Source organism: Ancylomarina salipaludis, assembly GCF_004122035.1.
Lineage (GTDB): Bacteria > Bacteroidota > Bacteroidia > Bacteroidales > Marinifilaceae > Ancylomarina > Ancylomarina salipaludis.
On sequence record NZ_SAXA01000001.1, the window covers coordinates 86,814 to 110,481 of the forward strand.

The window sequence follows — 23,668 nt, forward strand, 5'->3', positions numbered from 1 at the left end:
AACCATCCACAATTTTTAAGTATCTTTCGTAATCAATAAAATTGAATTATGGAAAAATTGAGCACTTGCAACATCAAGCGTAACAAGAAACTTCTCGTTTCAGACATTATTAAATATTACGAAACAAGAGGCTATACGCTAATTGATGCGAATGCATACGGAATGACATTGAAAAAGGGATCATGGTGGGGAAATTTCACCTCACTTAATCCCTTAAAATGGCGTACTATTGTTCGACTTGATGTGATTAAAGTTGAAAAAATGGATTACGATCTTTTGGCAAAATACAAGTTCAGCTCTGCGGGTCAATTTTCATCCCCAAAAACAAAACTGTATTTCACAAAAGAAGCCGAAGCTTTTAACGAAGCCATGCTTAATTTCAAAGTTGATATTGATGAAATTGAACAGATTGGAAACGAAGCTCTTACCGAAAACAAAAAAAATCTAATTGCTTCATTTTTCATGGGCACTCTAATTGCCATTCTATTAATTTTTGCCTTTAAAATCTACCTCCCTGCAGATCTGCCCCAATGGGCCAACTCAGGAATTACGCTGTTGAGTATTATTTTCTGTAACTATGTACTCAACCAAACAAACAAAACCGATAACTAACACAATCGAAAATCTGACCAAAACTTTCGACTACCAACTCACACTAGAATGAAATTGATTAAACACATCACTCTTTTAAGCTTCCTTTTAGGCTTGGCTTATGGATCCTCTATGGCCTGTACCACGGCAGTTATTTCCGGAAAATCGACTAAGGATGGACGCCCTATTTTATGGAAACATCGCGACTCTGAAAGCTATCAAAACAAACTGCGCCTTTTCAATGATGGTGTATTCACCTACCTTGGTCTAATTAATTCGAACGATGCTAATGGTGAGCAAATCTGGGGTGGCAATAACGAGATGGGCTTTGCAATTATGAACTCAGCCTCTTTCAATCTCAGATCGAATAATGATGCTACATTTAGAGATCAGGAAGGTATTATCATGAAAAAAGCCCTGCAAAGCTGCAAGACACTTGAAGATTTTGAAAACTTACTTTCAAACCTTCCAAAACCAATGGGTTTGGAAGCCAATTTTGGTGTTATAGATGCAAAAGGCGGCGCTGCATATTTTGAAACAAATGATGAAGGCTTCGTGAAATTTGATGCCAACGATAAAAAAACAGCTCCCAATGGCTATATCATCAGAGCAAATTATTCGTTTACTGGTAGAGAGAACGAAGGCTATGGTTACATTCGTTATATGAATGCAGAAAAAGAATTCTTCGCTGCTGCGGGAACCAATCAACTTGATCCAACTTTCATTCTTAAAAACCAATGCCGATCGCTTGAAAATTTCCTGACTGAAGACGATGTGAAGTCCTATCAAAATTTATCTGAAAATCAGAAAAACTTTATCGTCGTAAAAGATTGTATTAATCGTTATATCTCAACATCATCCTTTGTTATTCAGGGGGTAAAAGACAAAGAAGATCCCAAGCTAACAACCATGTGGACTTTGCTTGGTTTTCCTCTGGCTTCGGTTGCCGTTCCAACCTGGAGCATAAAGAATATTAACTTACCAGCAACTCTGTCTGCAAAACAAGACCAGAATGCTGAACTATGCAGCAAAACTCTAGAACTAAAAAAGAAATTTTTCCCAGTATCAAGAGGAGCCGGTGAAGATTATATGAATACCACTGCTGCCTACAATAAAGAGGAAACCGGAATTGTACAACAATTGGAAAAAACAGAGAATAAAATACTTGAATTAAGTAAACTAAACCTTCAAAATTGGAGAAAGAAAGGGCTTAATAAAAAAGAATTGGAGGCTTTCTACCAAAAAGTAGATGAATTAATCAAAACCGATTATAAAAACCTATTTGATCTGTAAAAAACAATTCCCAGTCACTAAATGCCTTATAACACAAAACACTCACTATTTTAGTGGGTGTTTTTTTATAAATATTTATTCGCATCACATGGTAGTTAGATCAAAAACAAAGCCCACCTACCTTAATGTACTTGCAAATATAGAATAATTTCAAACGTTTGCGCCATGTTTAACAACTTATTTTCAATGACTAACAAACTCCAAACTTATGACTAGTTTTGGCTGTTGATTTTAAATCAGAGTACTGACAAAATCGCGACTAATAATTTGAAGTTTGATGTTTAAAATGGCTGTTCATTCACGTGTTCAGCCATTTTTGATTTAAAATCAGAATCTAAAATTTCGAAATAAAACCAAAGTGGATTTTAGCCGATTTGAAGTCTACAGACTGCCCATCCTGCCTACCCAAAGCATAATTTAACGAAAACATCCCGGAACCTGTTGAAAAATTAAAACCAAAACCATAACCTATGGGGCGATCCGATACGATCTTACTTTGAATTTCCCTTTCATACCATGCGTAATCACAAAAAAGGTAAATGCTTGTATTTCGACTTGGAACAAAACGAATTTCCTGTTTAGCAATTGCAAATTTCGACGCTCTAAAGGCATCTTCGTTAAATCCCCTTATACTTTTCAAACCACCCAATCGAAACAGATCGTTTTCAAAATAGTTTTTTCGTTCCATCCATGCCCCCATCAACTGCCAATGATAAACGAATTTTGAAACAAGCGGAATATAATTGGACAAACTCAAAGAAGTTTCCAGAATTCGTGTATTCAGCTCAATATCCTTGTAAAGCTCATCAGAGATATTCCTGTTCTTTCGAATTCGATTTTGCCCGCCAGCCACATCAAAAATCAGTTTCCACCCCCTAAGAGGATTATATTGTCTGTCAAATCTCTCATAATCATACTCAAAACCCAAAAAATTCGATTTTGAATCAGCAAAATCAGGCAAAACAGTCAAACCCACGAATTGTTTAGTCGATATTAATTTTGAAGCTTTCGACTGGTAATATAATTTTAAACAACTGTTTGCGCCCTGTTGAAAGTTCAAACCCAATCTCAAATTAGTATTCACATAAGAACTATCTTGCTTCAATAATTGGAAACCAAAATCAGTTCCAAAATTTGAATTAAAAATATAAGGATACTCAAAGGCAATTTTCAGATGCTGACTACTCTCATCCAATTTTCTCCAATTAAAATGAATCCGTTCGCCCCTACGAAAAGAGTTGACTAAAGCCAAATTAACCTCCCCGGTAAGTTCAAATTTATCCGTCTTATTATTCTTTTGAAAACCAACAATACCATCAAACCGATTTGCTGGTTGTTTTTTTAAATACTGATAAACCTTGGCCGTTTCATCAAAAAATTCAAGTTCAGCAGGTTTAATTTCTGATACAAATTCAAGTTTGTCTATTAATCCGGAAATTGCTTCGAATTTTTCTTCGCTATAAGCCTCACCTGGCTTTATATCAAGATAATTTTCAATAAATTTTGGATGAATAAGTACATTCCCCCTAATCAGCATACTATCCCAAACAACAGCTTGATGAAGGTTCAAATTGCAAATACCGCTAATTTCACCATCGTCAATTTTAATTTCGGATAAATTTAAAGTGGCAAATGGATAGCCATGATCCAAACAATAATCGAGAATCACAATCTGTTTCTTCATTCCGGCATTTATGGAATAAGACTGAAGTTCGTCTAAATCAAAATCGATGCCCTCATAAGCAAAATTCTTATCCGAAATCAATTTTAGATCTTTCCAAACATAGGATTTCCCCAAGTGGAATACAGCAAAAAGTGTATCAGCAACTTTATAACTACGATCCACATTCGTCTCTAGATACCCGTGTTTAATAAAATAAGATTTTAAGTTTTCAAGTTTTAGCTTTAAGACTATTTCATCATCGAAACGATAACGTGCCAATTGCTTAGCCTGCTTTTTAAAAATTGAAAGTTGACTTCCTGAAACATGTATATAATGAGCCTGATTTTGCGAAAACAAAACCCCAATTTCCAAGATCAGAAACAGAATTAAAAAGCTTATTCTTAAGAAATAATAGAATTTAAAGTTTGATGAGTCCATATATTATTTAAACGAAGAACCAGATTCTTATGACAAAAATTCAATTCAAAAATGATTGATAATTTCTGTAGTTGCAAGAATATCATTATCTTTTACGAATTATTAAACAAAATTGCTTTGTTTTCTCTAATAATCCTTGTGTCTAAACTAGAAATATTAAATTTGAGCCTGATTCGAAAAAAATAACACTATGAAAAAATTACTTTATGCACTATGCCTACTTCTTTTGGTAGGAACCGTTTTAAGTTCTTGTGCGACTGACAAAAAATGTCCTGCATACACTAAAGTAGAAACGCAAAAAACATTAAAATTGGTATAAAGAATAAAAAATCTCATTTCATGAGATTTTTTTTTGCCTTTATTTCACTTAATTGCAATCGTTACAGATTTAAACAACAAGCTGATTTACAACAAACACCAACTCGGATATGATCAAAAAACATCTGTTTTTTTTTCACTTTTTTCTCTCGTTTTCATATTTATTTCTCTACTTTTGCCATTCAAGAAACAAAGGGTTTATAAATTAAAACTTTATACACAATGTCAAAGATTAAAATTGGTATTAACGGATTTGGCCGTATCGGACGTTTCGTTTTCCGTCAGGCTGTTGCTAAAGGTAACATCGAAGTAGTAGCTATTAACGACCTTATTGATGTAGACTATATGGCCTACATGCTAAAATATGACTCAACTCACGGTAAATTTAACGGTGATGTTGAAGTTAAAGATGGTCAGTTAATCGTAAACGGAAATGTTGTACGTGTTACTGCTGAAAGAAATCCAGCTGACATTAACTGGGGTGCTGTAGGTGCTGAATACGTAGTTGAATCTACTGGTCTTTTCCTAACTAAAGAAAGCGCTCAAGGTCATATTGACGCAGGTGCTAAGAAAGTGATCATGTCTGCTCCATCTAAGGATGATACTCCAATGTTCGTTATGGGTGTTAACAACAAAGACTACTCAAACGATATGACTTTCGTTTCTAACGCATCTTGTACAACTAATTGTTTAGCTCCTGTAGCTAAAGTATTGAACGACAAGTGGGGAATTATCGAAGGTTTAATGACTACTGTACACGCGACTACTGCAACTCAAAAAACAGTTGACGGTCCTTCTGCTAAGGATTGGAGAGGTGGACGTGGTGCTGGTCAAAACATCATTCCTTCTTCTACTGGTGCTGCTAAAGCTGTAGGTAAAGTAATTCCTTCATTGAATGGTAAGTTAACTGGTATGTCTTTCCGTGTTCCTACTCCTGATGTATCTGTTGTTGACTTGACAGTTCGTCTTGAAAAAGGTGCTGACTATGCAGAAATTTGTGCTGCAATGAAAGAAGCTTCAGAAAACGAATTCAAAGGTATTTTAGGTTACACTGAAGATGCTGTTGTATCTAACGACTTTATCGGTGATACTCGTACTTCTATTTTCGATGCAACAGCAGGTATCCAATTGTCTCCAAACTTCGTAAAAGTTGTTACTTGGTATGATAACGAGATGGGATATTCTACTAAAGTATGTGAATTAATCCAGTACATGGATTCAGTAAAATAATTTACTGAAAACAATATTTCAAAAAAGACTGTCTGTATTGACGGTCTTTTTTTTTTGCTCAATGATTAACTCAATATCAGGAACAAAAAAAAAAAGCTTGCAGAAATATATTCTGCAAGCTCATTAGTCTTATATAAAAGAAAACGCTTACTTGACTTCTAACTCAGTAAGGTTTTCCATTTTCTTGGTTTCAAGAAATTCTGAAATACCACAAAGGTGTTCTTTCACTCTTTTATTTCCAAATTCATACACTTTGTCAACCAAGCCATTTAGGAAATCTCTATCGTGAGAAACAAGTATTAATGTACCATCAAAAGCCATCAGTGCATCCTTTAAGATATCCTTGGTTTTTAAATCAAGATGATTGGTCGGCTCATCAAGAATCAAAAGATTGACAGGCTCGAGCAACAACTTAATCATAGCCAGACGCGTACGTTCTCCCCCTGAAAGCACTTTAACCTTCTTAGTTGAATTATCACCTCCAAACATAAAGGCCCCCAACATGTCTTTAATCTTAGTTCGAATATCACCTACTGCGACATCATCAATCGTCTGGAAAACTGTTAGATTTTCATCCAATAATGACGCTTGATTCTGAGCAAAATAACCAATCATGGTATTGTGCCCTAAAGTTAAAGATCCCTCAAAATCAATCTCATTCATAATAGCCTTAACCAATGTCGATTTACCTTCACCATTTCGACCAACAAAAGCTACTTTCTCACCACGTTCAATGGTAAATTTAGCATCAGCAAACACTAAATTATCGCCATACGATTTGCCTAATCCATCTGCAATAACCGGGTAATTTCCTGATCGTGGAGAAGGTGGGAACTTCAAACGCAATGCAGATGTATCTTCTTCATCAATCTCAACAATCTCCATCTTTTCAAGCATCTTTTCACGGGATGAAACTTGATTGGTTTTGGAATATGTTCCTTTAAATCGATCAATAAAAGCCTGATTATCGGCAATTATTCGTTGTTGTTCTTCATATGCTTTCTGCTGATGCAAGCGTCTGTCTTTTCTTAACTCCAAATACTCCGAATAATTAACCTTATAATCGTAGATACGCCCCATAGTCACCTCAATAGTACGAGTGGTAATATTATCGACAAAAGCACGGTCGTGAGAAATCACAATTACCGCCTTGCCCGAATTCATTAAGAAATTCTCCAACCATTGTATCGATTCAATATCCAGGTGATTGGTCGGCTCATCCAGAAGAATTAAATCTGGTTGACGAAGCAGAATTTTCGCAAGCTCAATTCGCATACGCCAGCCCCCGCTAAACTCCGAAGTTGGGCGGGTAAAATCTTCACGCATAAAACCAAGACCAAGCAAAGTCTTTTCTACTTCAGCATCATAATTGATTTCTTCAATTGAATAAAAAACTTCGCTTAAAGACGAAACTTTCTCAATTAACTGATAGTATTCATCAGACTCATAATCGGTACGCGAAGCCATCTCCAAATTCAACTCTTCAATTTCTTTTTCCATTTCAAATATTCTGGAAAAAGCTTGTGAAGCTTCCTCAAATACAGTTCTCGTATTATCGGTCATCAAATGCTGAGGCAAATATGCAATTACCGCGTCTTTAGGCGCACCAATACGTCCACGGGTGGGTTTATCAGCACCAGCAATAATTTTCAACAACGTTGATTTACCAGCCCCATTTTTCCCCATTAGGGCAATTCTGTCCTTTTCATTTATAACAAAGGAAATATCTTTAAATAAGGTAGTGCCACCAAACTCTACCGCCAAACCATCAACTGAAATCATTCTTTTTATTTTTAAACCTGATCTTCATTTCAAATCACGATCAGTAAGCCATATTTATTTTCAAGCTGCAAAGATATAAGAGATCGTCAGAATACAATTATCTCTTGAAAGATATTCAATGCTTTATACGACTCTCTAATCAAATCTTATGACGAAAATTGAAGAAATTATAGCCACCAATAAGAACTTGGGCTGCATTTTAATCCATATTTAACCAGATTTCTCATCATTCCTGTTTTGTAATGCCGATTTTTCTTCTACTTTTGTTCTCACAAACTGGAGAGGTGACAGAGTGGTCGATTGTGCGCGCCTGGAAAGCTCGTGTACCGCAAGGTACCGGGGGTTCGAATCCCTTCCTCTCCGCCAGTAAAAACAAGCAAAGCAGCATTTCACATGCTGCTTTTTTTATTGGGAATAACTTCTGGTTGCAACATAGTTGCAACAATTTTCTCACTTTTACGCCTAAAAAACAAAAAGCTGCCACGCATAGCGAAGCAGCTTAAAATAGTTTGAATTTAGAGAGATTCTAAGATAAAAGGATCTTAGAGTAAAGATCAGGTGAAAATTGGCCACCCTCTGCGGTACCGAAAAAAGCATACACATGCACCTCGCCCGCTGGAGCCGGCAAGGTAATTTCGGCTGACTGATCCGAACGAACGGAAGCTGTGTTTAAGATGTGAACCTTATCAGCTGTCATCACCAACAGATGCAGTTTGTCATCCGCATTGCCAACACCGACAGCACTGTCGTCTTTCCAGGACAATTCAATGCCGGATACCACATCGGCATCATCCTGAATCGTCAAGTTCTCCGGAAGTGGCAAAGCGCCCAGGGAAGCATGAAAATCAGAATAGTTCACCAAAGTTCCGCTTTCATCAAAAGCTGGCATGTTGGTTTTCACAAAGAGATTGTAACCGGTCATCTTACCACCGACTAAATTCCATACCGGACGGATCAGACTTGACATCAATGATGAGGCCAGGCTGACCACCGACTTAAAGCGGCTTCTCTGTTGTTGCTGCGCTTCGGTATTCGAGGTATTTGGACCAGGCAGTGATTTGATGTAATTCACGCCTTTCCATGAGCTGCCGACAACGGCACCCACTTTTCCTGAGAATGGGCCCAGGATCCCTTGAGTGTATTTTCCCATGACATTTAAAATTTGGGTTAGTAATTGATTAGTTAACATAGAATTGAGACAGGTACGGAGCTGGTACCTACTTGTCCTTACTCCTTTTTGTCTCCACGATCGCGCTTTTTGCGTTCACGTTTTCTATCTTTTTTCGACCACAGTCGCTTTAATAGAGCAATGACAATGGTCGAAACCGTTCCACCAACAACCGAAACGATGGCTTCGGTGCTGTCGACGGGGATATTTTGTGCCGCATCCAGAACATCAGGCTGAATACCGATGGATTCAGCCATGCCCAGGGTTGATGCTGTGCCAATCAAAAAAGAAGATATATTTTTCATTTTCAAGGGCTTTAAGGGTTAAACATAGACTTAAAATACATACATTAATGTCGAAAAACACAACTATAGAGTTGATTTACAGCGCATTGCATCCAATTGCATCAAATTGTATAATTGTCTGATTATGAAAGCACATGAAATTTTACATCTACGGATAATTCGAGACGAATTTACCAGTCAAACCACTGTGGGGAAAATGTATATCGATGGTCAATTTTTTGGCTACACCCTGGAGGATACCGTCCGGGCATTCGGCATCAAGGTGAAAGGGCATACCGCCCTACCCGCCTACCAATATCAGGTCAAATTGAGTTACAGCCCCAAGTATGAAAGGATGATGCCCCTGATCTTCAATCAAAGTGACGGGAGCGTGAATGCCATGGGCATCCAATTTAAAGGCATACGTTTTCATGGGGGGAACCGGCACACGGATACAGAAGGCTGCATTCTGATCGCCAAACACCGGGTTACAAAAGAGTTGATTCAGGGGAGTCTCGAGAAAGAGCTGAGCTTAAGGATTGCGGAGGCTGAGAATCAGGGCAAGCAAATTGCTCTGGAAATCATCAACGGCTAAAATCACCTGCAGATCTTTTGCTGCTACCTGTTAAACATCTTTTAAATTGCCGCGATACGGGCTTCCCAGTCAAGGTTTTTATCTGATTTTTTACCGATTACGAATTGATAAGGAGCTCTGATGCACTCCGCTTTCAAAGCCCCATCAATACTGTATCGGCAGTAAACATTTCAATAATCTACCAAAGTATTGTAATCAACAAAGAAACAACTTGAAGAAAAAAATCGGATAAAACCGAAGGCCCCGACCTTGACTTGCTGGGGGTGCTAAAAAGCTCGTGCGTGAGGAATTGGATACCCCTGCTACTGACAAGGGAATATCTTGTTTATCAGGTAGGAGGAAAATATCCCTGATTAAAGTCGAAAGGTCAGAAAGGTCAGAAAGGTCAGAAAGGTCAGAAAGGTCAGAAAGGTCAGAAAGGTCAGAAAGGTCAGAAAGGTCAAATGAAGAGAATTCTACCTGCTACAACAAACATGACCTACTATTATTTCATTTTTTTTGTTTTTAATGCCTGCATTAAAAATGGGTGGTGGTGGGGTTAGTTGGTGGTCATTGAGCCGAGGCTTCATAAAAGGCGCGAGCCGTCTGCGAGTGGGAGGCCGTGACTGGCAAGTAAAACAAGGCACATGTGATTGACAGCCAGCGGGCTTTGGCGGCTTTTTTGTTCTTCGACTTCGCTCAGAAACACAGCCGACCTTCTTGAATTGAATTAAACACTAATGTATATACCAACAAAAAAGATGACAAAACCGATAGCGGCCGACCTAGCAGGCGAGCCTAAAGTGAGCAATGGAGGCACTTTTGACTGGTGAATCTTTCAATAAATAATAAGCCATTAAGCATCTCTCCTCCCTCACTTAAACCAATCAAACAACTTATACACAAACACGAGACAAAAGGGCCGGGAATTGCTGTGAACGACGAAGGGCGGAGCGCGAAAAGTATGACAGGGTTGCGTTAATAGAACTGAGCACAAAAACTTATTCGGAGCCTCAACTGAGGTGAGACTCCGAAATACAATATCTGCCCAGCAACTTTAGGTTACAAATGCCTGATGGCTGTGGAATCTCTTTAGATAAAAAGCAGAAAGGATGAGGTTAAAAAACAGTGGAACAGCCGGCAGGATTTTGGAAACCCCTGGCGAACTTTTTGCAGCAGCCCGAGGAGAGAACGCCATATTTCCTATTCCACTCAAATTAAAAATAATTTTGAAACAGAAAATTGACAAATTTTTAAACCCCAAAATATTCCACTAAGCTTATCGATTCCTATCATATATTAAGAAATAGTTTCATTATAAATATCTAAAACTTCAGCCCCCATTCTATTTGAAGTGTATTTTGACACCCAAGCTTTATACCCTCTCTCACCCAAACTAGTCTTAAATTGTTCGTATTTTAATAAATGAGCTATATTATTACTTAACTCTACCTCATCAATTATATTATTTTCCATATTTATTTTCGATAAAAATGCTGAAGAACCATTACTCGACAGTTCATTTAAACCAGGAATATCTGACATAATAACAGGAAGTTTCATACTCATCATCTCCAAAACGACATAACTGCATTGTTCGTAATGTGAAGGAATAATACCAATATCTGCTACTGTATAGTATTTTGCCAATTCTTCCTGACTAATTTTCCCTGTCCAAACAATCTTCTCAATATTCTTATCTATAAGATTTGAATCTCCATCGCCAACAACAACCAACCTGCAATTATCCATACAATCATCTAAAAGTTGAAATGCCTTAATTAATTGTGTTATTCCTTTATCTACAATAACTCGACCAACATACAATATTATTTTCTCATGATTAGAAATCCCTAAATCAGATTTTATTTTGTCTTTACTTGCACTCTCAGGTATATTTAAATAACCCTTAAAACCATTATAAACGGTAACAACATTACTACTAGGAATATTACTTTTATTATTTAACATTTTTTTAGCAAACTCAGTTACACAAATAATTCTATCATACTTCTTGAATTTTTCAACATCAATTCCATCAAAACGATCTACCACATTGGAGTCAGTATATTTCAATGCACCCAAAGTATGATCCTTATGTAAAAAATGCAATGTGAATATTAATTTAAACTTACATCGCGTTTTAACACATATTCCAAAATCTAAATGATAAGAAGAATTTATATGACAAATAGTGTCTGAAGCAAAGTCAAAATCTTTCACTAAGACATCTATAACTCTGTTATAATATTTATCAACATTATTACACTTATATTTTGGATATGGGAAATATACTTCCTTAATTCCTTTAATAGAATCGACACAATATTCATTTTTTTCTTGAGACCAAAGGTGCAACTTATATATTTTGATATCTTTAATTGTAATCAGAAAAGAGGTAAGTTCCTCTACATATCTCATCGCGCCTGAAAAAGGATAAACCACTATTAAAACATTCATAAAATTTCTAATTTAGCATCATACATTCATCCCATACACATAAATCTGGATAAAGGAATGCTAAATACGAAAGTGCTACACCGGCATCTCCTTCTAATAACTGATTGTTTTCCTGCAATTTCCTATCTTCAAAATTACCAAGTAAATATTTATAATTGCCATCACCTGAATCTCTCGTTACATATTCCAGAGTTTTCTTGAACCAAAAAACACTGGCTTCATGAAATTGCATATTCTTAGTTTTCAAAAACAACCTGTTGTATAGATGAGCAATTCCAGACGTACCGTGACAAAAACCGGCATCATAATAATGAGTAGATTCAAAAGTTCTTCTATGTGTAGTTTGTAACAAATAATTCTCAGATTCTCGATAATATTCTTCAAGTCCCATTTGTCTTGAAATTTCATTTATAATATAAAAAGTGCCCAAATCTCCATAACACCAAGCCAAACGACTCAATTGCAATGGAGATTTTCCTTGCTTATATTGAGATACTTCTATTTTATTTGGGAAATATGAACCAACTTCATTTACATTTTGAATATTATTAAACAAGAAATTCAATCCGCCTCTTATCAGCTCCGAGCATTTGTTTTGTTTAATACCCAACTGATGACATTTAGAAACAACATGTAAAATACCAGGTACACCATGTGCGAGCCCAAAATCATAGAAGGGATTTTTTTTATCATACCAAGGAACATGGGTCCAAATAACCTCCTTATTAATTTTATGAGCTTTCCTATCCAGATAATCGATAACTCTAATTAGGACATCACGATTACCCCTTGCGATAAAATACCTTGCGATACCTAAAGCACCATTTAATTGATCATACACGTCATTATCTAAGAAATTATTAAGTTTAATTTCTAACATATTATCAATTTCTATAAAAAACCCTTCTGGAATATCAACAATATTTTTTTTATCTAAAAATTGAATTGCCCATGCCCAACCTGATAAACCTCCTGAGAATGTAGGATTAATTTGTTGGAAATATTTTTCAACAAGATCCATTGAATGTTCAATATCTTCAAAGAGCTTATTTGATTCATTCGCGTTATTCCGAACAATTCCAGCTACACCTAACATAAGAATTTGACCTGCAATACCACCATAAAGATTAATTTCATTCCAAGTATATTCTTTACTTGCAGTCAAATAGTTTGAGAGTATGCGATCAATTTCTCGACCTATATCTTCTTTAAGTTTACTCATATATTATTGAAATTATTTATTAATTATATTTTTAATGGGCTCATAAAATCGTTCGATTAATCTTTTTTTATTAACCATGATTTCAGCATTACCTTGTAATTTTTGAATAAAAGGCAAATCATTCCCATAATTACTCACCATTCTATCTGGTAATTGAATTTCACCTATATAGTAAAATATACCTCCTTCATTTACTGGTACTAAAGAAAACTTTTCCAGTTTGGCATTAATAAAACCATATTCCATGTATGGATACGAATCCAACCTTAAAATAACAGATTGGCCTTTTTTCACTTTACCAGCTCCGGATACGGGTATTAACACCCTCCCCACTATAACATTATCATCAGTGGGTACAATCGTAAAAACCTTTTCTCTCACATTAATATATTGCTCTTTACTCCATACGTTAGTAAAAGTAAGCTTACCACTTATTGGAGCTTTTAATAAGTATAATTCTTCCCAAATATCTATTTGTGATTTTAATATGATGTAACTTTCTTCAACATCCGCAATTAATTGCCGTAAGCGGTCTTTATATTCGGCCGTTATTTCCAAAATCTTGTTATCTATCATTTTTTCTTCTCCAGCTACTTGTAATATTTGCCCAATTGCTGAATGCAGAGCTTTCTGATTACTAACAAATTGCAACTTTGAAGTTTCGAACGTATTACTTGATATAAAATCACCCTGAAATAAAATGGAATCTCTTCTGTACCACTTGTTTCTGATCTCAATTTCATCACTTAAAATATCGAACTGCTTCTGCAAGTTTTGCTTATACCTCTCACTATTCTGCTTTTGTTTCTCAAACCCATCTATTTGTACCCTTAACTTAATATCTTGTTTAAAATCGATTAATTTATTTAAGCGTTTAACAAAAGTTGAATAATGCACATGCATACTACCGAGATTAAAATTATTATTCAACTTATTATTTCTACTTCGAAAAGTAGAATCAATGGTATCAAGTAGCACTTTTAAATCCATAACATCCCGAAAGCTAGTTGCACTCTCAATCACTCCAATCAATCCATTTGCGTCGACAAAGTCACCATCCTTATAGAATAAATGACATAATTTCCCACTACTTTTTGCAACTACCTCAATGGGAGGAGAATAAGACAATAAAGTTGCACGTGCCTCAATACTATCAGGATACTTAATAAAAAAGCAAGCTATAATAAGAACAAGTATAATAATGAACATAACAAGATTGCTACGAATAATAATCTTATTGGGAGCATGTCCCAGAACTTCCTGAACCACCTCACTTCTACCTTGGAAGGGATCATTTTTCTTTAATTTCATACCTCCAGAAATTCTAATTGATTCTTGACTAAATGATAATAATCTCCTTGCTGATCAAGTAAGTTAGAATGTGATCCGATCTCTGAAATTTTTCCTTTATTCAATACAATAATCTGATCCGCATTTCTAATAGTGCTTAATCTATGAGCAACAATAACTACCGTTCTACCAAGAATAAAACTATTTAATTTTTCTACAATTTCTTTTTCATTTTGTGCATCTAAAGAGTTTGTAGCTTCATCGAAAAATAAATAATCAGGGTCTTTATATACAGCTCTTGCTATCAATATTCTTTGTTTCTGACCTTCGCTCAAAGCCTTTCCTTCTTGACCTATTTTAGTGTTATAACCTAAGGGCAATTGACTAACAAACTCATGTAAATTAGCCGTTTCAATAGCAGAAATGAATTTGGCTTCATCCACCTCCTCTTCTTTAATCACTATATTCTTTCTTATTGTATCAGAAAAAATTATGCCATCTTGCATTACACAACCACACTTTTCTCTCCATTTACTTAGGTTATATTGGAACAGATCCATATCCCCAAGCTGAATTGTATTAGGGCTTAATTTGTAATAGCCTAGCAGCAATTTTAACATAGTCGTTTTACCACTACCGGAAGCACCAACAATAGCAGTCATTTTCTGATTGGGTATCTTTAAAGATATCTTATCTAACACCTTAAGACTATGAGGGCCATCATAGGTAAATGATAGATCATTAATAACTATATCTTTACTACCTTCAAATATATCCAAGTTTCTCACTTCAGAGACAAGTTCTTCTTCCTCTTCATGAATTTCTCCAATACGCTCCAAGCTCATTTTAGCATCTTGGGCAGCTTGAAGAAAGCCTATAAACTCAGTAATTGGTGCATTTAATTGTCCAACGATATATTGGACTGCAACCATAATACCCAACGAAATTTCTCCAGTTATGACGCTCCTCGCAGTAATATAAGAAATCAATACATTTTTTAATTGGTTAATTAGTAAGGAACCTGCCTGTTGATTTTGATTCAACATGAGACTAGCTGTTTTCACCTTGAATAATTTCATTTGTATTCGTTCCCATTCCCACCTCTTCTCCTTCTCACAATTATTCAACTTTATTTCCTGCATACCAGTGATAAGCTGGTAAATATTACTCTGTTCAGAAGCTAAAACAGAAAAACGTTTATAATCCAGCATTCTTCTTCTTTTCATGAACAATAATATCCATGCTATATACAATGCACTCCCACAATAAAATATTAATAACAACTCAATTTTATAGATTGCCAGAACAAAACTAAATATAATAAAAGTGAAAAACCCGAAAGACATACTAATCAAACTATGAGTTAGAAAAGTTTGAATCCGCTCATTATCATCAATTCTCTGCCTAATATCACCAATCATTCTTGTATCAAAATACCTAATCGGAAGCTTCATCAATTTTATTAAGAAATCAGACACTAAAGAAATACTTATTCGCACACTTACATGTAACATAATCCAATTTCTTATAAATCCTATGCTTGTTTGACTTACAACAAGAATTACCTGTGCAATCAATATAACGATCACAAAATCTAAGTCCTGAGATGATATTCCAATATCCACAATGGCCTGACTTAAAAATGGGAAGATGAGACTTAAGCCACTGCCAACTAGAAATGCAAGTAATAAATGATAGATAAGTTTCTTATAGGGAAGAATGTAATCCAACAAAAAAGAAAAGTTTTTTTTCTTCTTTGCTGCGAACTCATCTGTGTAAAGTTTTGGAGTAGGTTCGAACAGAAGAACTACTCCTATTTCATCTTTGGTTGCCCAACACTTTAGAAATTCTTCCTTGCTATACTCAACCAAACCAATATTAGGATCAGAAATAAATACTTTCCCTTTTTTGATTTTATAAATTACCACAAAGTGGTTTTGGTTCCAATGTGCAACACATGGAAGGAATTCGTTTTCTGCTATTTGATCAAAATCAACTTTACAAGCTAAAGTTCGAAATCCAACTTTCTCTGCGGCATCACTTATAGACAAGAGTGAAACCCCTAATTTACTCTTATGAGTAATTTTACGTAAAAAATCAATTTCCAAATATTGTTTATAATATTTAGAAATAATTTTTAAACAAGATGGGCCACAATCTGTTGCATCGCGTTGTATAAATACAGGGAATTTACTCATATTAGTTACGCTTTCTATATTTCATTTGAGCCATATACGATTCGTAGTATTTACTTAACATATAGTATATCACAAGTTCACTTGCACGTTGCTTAGTTCGAATCAATCTATTATAATGCATGTGTATATAGCTATTCAATAAACTAACCAACATTGAATCAGATCCTTCAAGGTTTACAGTTCTAATTATTTTTTCACACAGATTTTTAGTTACATTTAGAAAGTCTCTTATAAGCACATCATTTTCATCAGAATACTCATCAGGACCAAGTATGGAATTTAACATAGGCCTGTATTTTCTAAATTTCCTATCTAACTGCAATTTAAGAACCTTGCCTCCTGAAAATTCTTGTAAATAAGCATGACTAAGTCGATCAAAAAGAGACTTCTTTTCTGCTATAGTTAAATTAAAATTATTTAAAAGGTTATCGACAAGTCTTACACCAAATAACCATCGCCATTTATCTTGTTTTTCACCTTCTTGTTTATTCAGATATTTCAATATTAAATCACTGTCATATCCGAACAGCTCTTCTGAAAATCCAATTGTATTCTTTCCATAACGTTCAATCTCTCTAACATATGTTTCATTTTCAACCTTATGAATTAATCTATTACTAACGTATGTTGATAGAAGTTGATTTACAACCAAAATAATTTTCCCAAGATTTTCCTTTTGGGGAATAAAAAGTCTTAATCTAAGATGGTATTCAGGATCAGCAAAACGTAAAAAAAAGTAATTCTCGATCTCACCCTTACTTTTCAAATCATCTAGCACTGAATAAATATCATTCACCAATATATCTTCCAACAATTTTGGGCCACCATATAATTTATAATATAACCATTCATCTCCCAGGAAGAATCTTCGTTTCTCAAGTTTTAATGTCATTTCAATTCGAATTGTTTTTGTAGAAGAAAATACATTCATTGGTAAAACTTTTGCCATCCCTAGTCACAAGAGAGTTTTTTTCATTAAATAAAAACTCTTCGATAGTGAAGGGATTTTTCTTCACTTCCATAAAAAGTATTTTTGCATATATCGATAAGGAAATATCAATATATAACTTATTATCTCCTTTAATCAGATAGAACTTATTGGGTAGATTTAAACGTTTTTTCAGCCTATTAACTTCTTCCATAAAGTTCTTTTCATTGACATCAGGAATATTAACATAATCATCTTTCGATATATTCCATTTTGCCAGGCTAATTATTATATTTTTATAACGAACTCTAGGTAAAAATGGTTTTCTAGTCAAGAAAGCTCCCCATCCAAAAGAAACAAAGCTTCTTTTTCCATTATTCTGCATAGAACTGAGAAATTGATATATAGGCAAAGAGCCCCCAGAAAAATTATGAGCCGTGGTGTTAAAAAGGTTAATTTCTTTATTATTCTTTTTGGAACGGAGAACAATTCTTTCACCATTATTAACAGAAATCATGATATCCGAAATATTGATGACTGATTTTAGATCCTTAAGACTATTCACCAAATAGGGAATTTCATATTGACGAATATCAGGCCTGACAAGAATATTACCTACGCGTGATTCTGGCAAATGAACAATTTCTGCGTGGAGCACATCCTGATTTTTCTCTTCCACACTTACAATTTCCTCAACCAATTCTTTTATTTCAGGACTCAAATGGCAAAAACGTCCCATAAGTTTTGCAGCTGTTGAACCACCAAAGCTACCGACATGTATTAAAGGCTCCTTGCTTTCTGATCCTTTATCCAAAATTTCCACCATAGCACTCATCGTCTTTGGTAGGTCACTCCAGTTTTCAGGAAAATCATTTAATTCAGATTCTTGTATTACAATTTCAAGAGATTTATCCTTAATACATTCATCATATTTATTCACTAGAAATAGTTGAATCTTATCAAGTGCAACTTGAGTAGCTTGTTGCTGGGGTTTCATATACAAATCATCTACTAAACTGTTAACATCTGTTAGCAATGCCGTTAAACGTCCAAAACCTATACCACTTTCGGTGTCCAGAGCTTCAACTAAAGGTACCTCTTCCTCCTCATAACGTTCGTAGAATTTTTTCTTAAACGCATTTAAATATTCATTTTCCGGATATATAGATAGTTTATTAATTATTCCAAAAGCATCTTTCAAGTGATCTAATATCTTACTATCTACAGTGGCTTGTTTCGGTGTTACGGATAAATCACATTGAAATAAATATTTGCTATTTAGATTCTTTATGAGTGGAGATAAATCACTTTTAACCGTCTGATAAGTGGTAATATCTACACCAGGTGAAATTTCAGATATTTTTTGCAAATGACCATTTATTTTTTCAAGCTCAGCACATACAGCACCTAATACAGGAATATCTCTAATAACATGTATTACATCTTTTAATGCATTATCCCCTATAACCGGTAATTCTAATTCACTAACCAGCAACTGGCTATCAATCAAGCTATGTAAATAGGCCAGAGCCTCTTCCTCCTCAAACCCTTCATCAGTTAATAAACATAGCAATTCATCAATTCTTTTCCCTTGTTTCGCCTTATCCAATATCAACAGAAGATACTCGTCACTTTCAACAGAACTGAGTTGATATTTTCTACGGCTTCCCTTGTAGCTTACCTCTACATAGCGTAAGCTATCACCTAGTTCATAAAGACTGGTGTTCACATGATATACTAAATAAGAAAAAACGTCCTTTCGCTTCTTTAGGCCCTGGCATAAAGATCCAATGACATCCATATCCAAACGGATCTTTTTCTGGAATTTATCCTTTTCATTAAGTTCAATATCATTTACACTACCAATCTTTCCCACACTACAGCCAGCAAATAATCCAAACGGCGTGCACCGTGTACTCATTCGAATCAGATATTTCAAATAAGAAAAATCAAGTTTCCCAAAATTTTCCAGAGTATTAACATCATCTTTAAACCATTTCGTTAGCCTTGTTGATAGTTCTGGAGTAGCTAGAAATAAGGCCTCACGAAACAAGGCTTTATTTATCTTATTCTTATCAACACTATCGATTCTGAATACATCATTAAGAATAGAAACTGGCTCTATTGGTACTCTAAATACAAAATTTTCAAATTCAATTAAGCTCACTTATTTATTTTTAAATTAAGAGATGAAATCAACTATGCCATTAAAAAAGAAGAAGTTTTTCAACTTCTTCTTTTCGTTACTAGTACGATCCTGTAGGACAAGAGTAAGGATCATGTGCTGTACAAAGACAGGCGTCACAATTTGTAAAAGACGCAGTTTGATCGCAACATAAAAATCCTGTACAATTTCTATTGGATGAACCACCACCCATAATTTCCGACTGATCGTTATTCGAAAGTTCTGAAACTACAGTCTTCTTAAGACTTAGTTTCTTTAATTGTTTTCTTTTCACTCAGGAATTAATATCCTCCTACTGGACATGAATATGGGTCTCTTCCAGGACATTGACATATATCATTATTATACTCAGTGAAATATGGATCACAGCATAAAAACCCTGTACAATTTCGATTAGAAGAAAGTCCCCCCATCAACTCTGACTGATCATTGTCTGAAAGTTCAGAAACTACAGTCTTTTTAAGATTTAATTTTTTTAATTGCTTTTTTTTCATTTTGTTAAATTTTAGAAATTATTAATAAACAAGCAGTATTAATCACTGCCATTGCCTTTACATTAATTTCATTATCTATGATCATTAATGTCATAGACTAAAGAAATCTAGTTGCTGGATGGAATAAGAGTTGTTGCAGTGCTATTCCTTATGAATATCAAACCATCATAGCTTTTACTAAGAATGTGTTTTCGATAATTTCTGTTGTCATCAACTGGAAAGTAAAGTGCCCCTCCACTTCGTGACAAAACCTTCTTGACTAGTAAATTTGGCATATGCTTTAACACAATAGGATTCATAAAATCTATAAAGAAATTTGGATACTGTGCATCGGCGAAAGCTACATCAACACAATTCACATTGGGTTCACCAGCTGGACAAGCCATACTTTTTCTTTCTGTGGGGTTATATGTTGTAAATTCACCTTTAAAGAATGCAAAACCGAGAGCATAATATTTATCAACAAATTGTTTTTTCAGATAACTGCCCATAGGTGGTTTTGCTGAATTATCTGATTTATTTGCAATATGCTGATTATGTCCCCATATTATCATTTTCTTATGCTTCTCTAATTGGAATATATATTTACAATTTTCTGCCATATACTTGTCACGTTTAATTGTTTTCATAAATCCTTTTGAAGAATAATAGTCAAGACTTTGAACTAGAGTTTTCGACATAATATTGAGCTTTCCTAGTTGTTTATTATTTTCGATATCCAAATCAGAGAATAAAGTCTGTAATAAATCAAGCATTTTATTGATCGTTTGCTTTTGAGACTTTTTCATTTTTTTACGTCTGTCGTATTTCATCAAGCTTACTAAACCTATTTCAATATCTCTTGATAGTAAATTATTAACTCTCAGCTCAGACAACATCTTTTTTGCTGCAAATGAATACCAGGTCATATCACATCCATATACCCTCACCATTTCTTCTTTTTCTCGATTTTTATTAAACTCCTTTATCCAATTCAGAATAGATACCATTTCCTTATTCCTCCAAGCACCCATCCAGTTTTTAGATATAACCTTCGTAATATCACCGTCAACTTCTCCTGTAAGGAGTTGATCAATTTCTAAAGAACTCGTAAAGTCATCTTCCATTACAAAAACTCTAAAGCCGTGTTCTGTGATCAAACGCTTGATTAATCTATGCCGGGTTGTTACAAACTCTTTTGTTCCATGTGTTGCCTCACCTAATGCGACAATCTGTCTACCACCAAGAACATTGTCAATTATTATAAGATCATCATTAGTTGCAACATTCGGATCTGTTGTTTCAATTGGAAAAAGATATTTATCGTACTCTTTGTCCCAAGTTACTTGGGAACTTACTGCTGAAACAGAACATAACAATACCGTTAATAACAAAAAAAATCTCATAGCTTATTATTTAACACTGTAATTGAAATTATACTGATTTATATAAATGAGTAAAAACATGAATCCCCATCAAGCCCTCTAACACACCCAATGATTGTTGACCATTTGCAAATTCGAAAAGCTTTTCCTGACTATCTAAACTCCGTTTATTTTTTAGAAGGAAATTCGACATACGTTGATAATCAATTTTGTTTGTCAAATAGAATAGCTGTTGATAAACCCAAGCTACCCCAACAAGTCCAAACCTTAAATTATTGACACTCTTGTCGAACACATTAATTAATATAGTTGGGCTGACTTTTGACATCTCGAGCTCAAGACGACAATGAAAATCATGAAGATCATCATAGATATTTTGACATTGAGATTTCAACTTCTCAATACATAGTAGAATTAACAATTGCTTACCGTACAATTTTGGCCAATGTCTATGATCAATAAGCGGTTTGAGTAGGCGTAAAATCAATTCCTTCGCCTTCAAGTTGGTGACATCTTGATTGTATCCTTCAATCAGAAACCAGAGAAGAACTGTGTAATTCCAAGTTATATCGAAAGACTCTTTCACAATTGACTTTACATCAACTTTAACTAATTCGTTTTTTAGAAACTCGTTATTTCCAGAAACGCCTATATCATCTGACAACCATTCTTCAATTTGTTGACATGTCAATTTTTTATCAAATAATTCAAACAAGTGGATTAATGCCTGTATATTTAAACTAGTTTTTGAGCTATCTCCTTTTAAATTCTGAACTCGCTTCAGAAAGTAGAATCCTATTCCAATCAATCCATCTAATAATTCTACCTTTTTCGAAGTGTCATTACTTATTTCTTCAAATAAAAGTCTATCAAATTCCTCTAAAACGTCGTCTGTATTTGCATCAATAAAACCATTTTGAGCCAAATATTCTATCCCCCACCCTATACCCGCTAATCCATTCTCAAAATCTATAGATGCTGAATCATTAATCTCATCATAAATCTCATCAATTAATTCCTCTGCGTAATTCTGATAAATATCCTGACTAGATTTTTGTGCGAGGTGATAAAAAAATATAGAAATTCCCATCTTACCATGCATCAACCCAATATTCTTTATAAAACTTGAGTTTAATAAAAGCATATTCTCAACTCTTAGTGTTCTATTTTCTACTATACTTTTAATTCCCTCACTCATGCCTAAACATATTCCTCTATAACAAATCAATAAAAACATTTACTTCAGTTCAAAAATAAATCACAAGAGTGCATTTCCATTGCACTCTTGTGATTTATCTTAAATACCAACTAAACATCTATTATTGTCTTCTAAAAACCAATAAGTTCTTGTTTTTCGGCAATAACATATCCGATGCCCTTCATCTCTTAGGTGTGATAAATAATCAAAAACAGTTCTACGTGAAACACCAAGTTTCAGCGCTAATTCTTGCGCTGTACCAGTTCTTTTATTGTTAATGAGATACTTTAGGTACTCGATTCTATTTACATACTCCCTATAACTCATAACTTAAACATTTACCTTTCCTTAATACAATGGAATATTGATAAAGCATTCAAACACAAAACTCAGAATCTTTTCATATAAATATTACCTCATAACAAACTAAATGTAACGACAACGATTAATCACTATCTAACAAGCCAATACAATTACAATAAGATGTATTCATACAAAACATTAATTAGCATAAATCAACAATCCAAATAACACAAACACTAACCATACTGAACTATATGTTTGTCGAAATTGGCATTAATAACAATACACAGGGTGGATATTTTAAGCAAAAAGGAGGATATTTTAAGCATAAGACTATCCTTAAACACTAAACATATTAATATCAATAATATAAGAAGTGAAATATTTATATATTCATGAAAATTGAATCAAACTTGCATCTATACTGGAAAGAAATACTTTAAATTCATAAACATAAAGAGTAAAACCTAAAGTGTAAATTCATATAAAATACTAAACTATACTTTTCATTTATTGATTACTACCTAATCATGGGCAGTGATTAGATTTACAAGTATAATTCACTTGAGGAATTTTCTTGTTTTAGCATGATATCAGAAAAACAATATTATGCTTAGAAATCACTATAATTAGAGAATAAGATTATTTAAAATCTAATCCTTCAATACAGCATATTCAACAATAA

At 34.4% G+C, this 23,668-nt stretch carries 19 protein-coding genes and 1 tRNA gene; 5 read left to right on the forward strand and 15 right to left on the reverse strand.

All coding sequences use genetic code 11. The features are described 5' to 3' along the window. The first annotated feature begins 48 nt into the window (after positions 1 to 48). The gene (locus tag EO244_RS00415; protein ID WP_129251861.1) at positions 49 to 612 is read left to right on the forward strand and encodes a hypothetical protein; all 564 of its coding nucleotides are present in this window, start codon (positions 49 to 51) and stop codon (positions 610 to 612) included. A gap of 48 nt (positions 613 to 660) precedes the next feature. Next, entirely contained in the window at positions 661 to 1,884 is a 1,224-nt protein-coding gene (locus EO244_RS00420; RefSeq protein WP_129251863.1) for a C45 family peptidase, read from the forward strand. Between the two features lie 334 nt (positions 1,885 to 2,218). Here the strand turns inward: EO244_RS00420 and EO244_RS00425 are convergent, their stop codons facing one another. Beyond that, complete coding sequence (locus EO244_RS00425) at positions 2,219 to 3,985, reverse strand: ShlB/FhaC/HecB family hemolysin secretion/activation protein (RefSeq protein ID WP_129251864.1); 1,767 nt, start codon at positions 3,983 to 3,985, stop codon at positions 2,219 to 2,221. Between the two features lie 540 nt (positions 3,986 to 4,525). Here EO244_RS00425 and gap point away from each other — a divergent pair. Beyond that, positions 4,526 to 5,533: a type I glyceraldehyde-3-phosphate dehydrogenase gene (gene gap / locus EO244_RS00430; protein ID WP_129251866.1), complete on the forward strand. Its 1,008-nt coding sequence runs from the start codon at positions 4,526 to 4,528 to the stop codon at positions 5,531 to 5,533. A 147-nt stretch (positions 5,534 to 5,680) separates the two neighbouring features. Here the strand turns inward: gap and EO244_RS00435 are convergent, their stop codons facing one another. Further along, positions 5,681 to 7,315 carry an ABC-F family ATP-binding cassette domain-containing protein gene (locus EO244_RS00435; protein ID WP_129251868.1) on the reverse strand — a complete coding sequence of 545 codons (1,635 nt, stop codon included), beginning with the start codon at positions 7,313 to 7,315 and terminating at the stop codon, positions 5,681 to 5,683. Positions 7,316 to 7,593: 278 nt separating this feature from the next. Between EO244_RS00435 and EO244_RS00440 the strand changes: the two genes are divergently transcribed. After that, positions 7,594 to 7,681 (forward strand) — tRNA-Ser (locus EO244_RS00440). A 160-nt stretch (positions 7,682 to 7,841) separates the two neighbouring features. Here the strand turns inward: EO244_RS00440 and EO244_RS00445 are convergent. Together EO244_RS00445 and EO244_RS00450 are read right to left on the reverse strand one after the other, a co-directional pair. Next, positions 7,842 to 8,465, reverse strand: coding sequence for a DUF6266 family protein (locus EO244_RS00445; protein ID WP_129251870.1), 624 nt, complete (start codon positions 8,463 to 8,465; stop codon positions 7,842 to 7,844). A gap of 77 nt (positions 8,466 to 8,542) precedes the next feature. After that, a complete protein-coding gene (locus EO244_RS00450; RefSeq protein ID WP_129251871.1) occupies positions 8,543 to 8,788 on the reverse strand; it encodes a hypothetical protein in 246 nt (81 codons plus the stop codon). A gap of 124 nt (positions 8,789 to 8,912) precedes the next feature. On the opposite strand from EO244_RS00450, the gene EO244_RS00455 reads away from it, so the two are divergent. Next, positions 8,913 to 9,362 (forward strand): DUF5675 family protein, encoded by a 450-nt coding sequence (locus EO244_RS00455; RefSeq protein WP_129251873.1) that lies wholly within the window; start codon positions 8,913 to 8,915, stop codon positions 9,360 to 9,362. 1,278 nt (positions 9,363 to 10,640) lie between these two features. Here EO244_RS00455 and EO244_RS00465 read toward each other — a convergent pair. From EO244_RS00465 to EO244_RS17170, 11 genes are all read right to left on the reverse strand, one after another. Continuing rightward, entirely contained in the window at positions 10,641 to 11,801 is a 1,161-nt protein-coding gene (locus tag EO244_RS00465; RefSeq protein ID WP_129251877.1) for a glycosyltransferase, read from the reverse strand. Between the two features lie 7 nt (positions 11,802 to 11,808). Beyond that, positions 11,809 to 13,023 (reverse strand): lanthionine synthetase C family protein, encoded by a 1,215-nt coding sequence (locus EO244_RS00470; protein ID WP_129251879.1) that lies wholly within the window; start codon positions 13,021 to 13,023, stop codon positions 11,809 to 11,811. A 12-nt stretch (positions 13,024 to 13,035) separates the two neighbouring features. Then, positions 13,036 to 14,334 carry an HlyD family secretion protein gene (locus EO244_RS00475; protein WP_129251881.1) on the reverse strand — a complete coding sequence of 433 codons (1,299 nt, stop codon included), beginning with the start codon at positions 14,332 to 14,334 and terminating at the stop codon, positions 13,036 to 13,038. Then, positions 14,331 to 16,511 (reverse strand): peptidase domain-containing ABC transporter, encoded by a 2,181-nt coding sequence (locus EO244_RS00480; RefSeq protein WP_129251882.1) that lies wholly within the window; start codon positions 16,509 to 16,511, stop codon positions 14,331 to 14,333. Before EO244_RS00480 ends, EO244_RS00475 begins: the two co-directional genes overlap by 4 nt. A gap of 1 nt (position 16,512) precedes the next feature. Then, positions 16,513 to 17,460: a thiopeptide-type bacteriocin biosynthesis protein gene (locus tag EO244_RS00485; protein ID WP_129251884.1), complete on the reverse strand. Its 948-nt coding sequence runs from the start codon at positions 17,458 to 17,460 to the stop codon at positions 16,513 to 16,515. After that, positions 17,405 to 19,606 carry a lantibiotic dehydratase family protein gene (locus tag EO244_RS00490; protein WP_129251886.1) on the reverse strand — a complete coding sequence of 734 codons (2,202 nt, stop codon included), beginning with the start codon at positions 19,604 to 19,606 and terminating at the stop codon, positions 17,405 to 17,407. Before EO244_RS00490 ends, EO244_RS00485 begins: the two co-directional genes overlap by 56 nt. 79 nt (positions 19,607 to 19,685) lie before the next feature. Then, entirely contained in the window at positions 19,686 to 19,898 is a 213-nt protein-coding gene (locus EO244_RS00495) for a class I lanthipeptide (protein ID WP_129251887.1), read from the reverse strand. A 7-nt stretch (positions 19,899 to 19,905) separates the two neighbouring features. Continuing rightward, positions 19,906 to 20,118 (reverse strand): class I lanthipeptide, encoded by a 213-nt coding sequence (locus EO244_RS00500; RefSeq protein ID WP_129251888.1) that lies wholly within the window; start codon positions 20,116 to 20,118, stop codon positions 19,906 to 19,908. A 107-nt stretch (positions 20,119 to 20,225) separates the two neighbouring features. Further along, entirely contained in the window at positions 20,226 to 21,503 is a 1,278-nt protein-coding gene (locus tag EO244_RS00505; protein WP_129251889.1) for an erythromycin esterase family protein, read from the reverse strand. Positions 21,504 to 21,531: 28 nt separating this feature from the next. After that, positions 21,532 to 22,719 (reverse strand): lanthionine synthetase LanC family protein, encoded by a 1,188-nt coding sequence (locus tag EO244_RS00510; RefSeq protein WP_129251891.1) that lies wholly within the window; start codon positions 22,717 to 22,719, stop codon positions 21,532 to 21,534. 60 nt (positions 22,720 to 22,779) lie between these two features. Next, positions 22,780 to 23,007, reverse strand: a complete 228-nt coding sequence (locus EO244_RS17170) for a helix-turn-helix domain-containing protein (RefSeq protein WP_129251893.1) — start codon at positions 23,005 to 23,007, stop codon at positions 22,780 to 22,782. Positions 23,008 to 23,668 lie beyond the last annotated feature (661 nt).